The sequence below is a fragment of the Pseudomonas frederiksbergensis genome, assembly GCF_003732665.1.
Lineage (GTDB): Bacteria > Pseudomonadota > Gammaproteobacteria > Pseudomonadales > Pseudomonadaceae > Aquipseudomonas > Aquipseudomonas frederiksbergensis_G.
In genome coordinates, this window is the sequence record NZ_MOBP01000266.1 from 1 (window position 1) to 267 (window position 267).

At 58.8% G+C, this 267-nt stretch carries 1 protein-coding gene; it reads left to right on the plus strand.

The genetic code is table 11. The features are described 5' to 3' along the window. On the plus strand, positions 1–267 hold a 267-nt coding region (locus BK665_RS34135; protein ID WP_446033154.1), incomplete at both ends, for an ATP-dependent DNA ligase.

Sequence of the window (267 nt, forward strand, 5' to 3'; positions counted from 1 at the left end):
CCTGTTCGATGCGCCGTTCCTGCAAGGCGTCGATCAGCGTGAAATGCCCGTGGAAGACCGGCGCGCCGCGTTGAAAAAAGCACTGGGACGCAAGTCCCGCCAGATCGTGCGCTTCTCCGAGGCCTTTACGGCTAAACATCAAGACATCATCGAGAGTGCTTGTGCGCTGTCGCTCGAAGGCGTCATTGGCAAACGCGCGGGCAGTCCTTATGTATCGCGGCGAAGTCCGGACTGGATCAAGCTGAAATGCCGCTTGCGTCAGGAGTT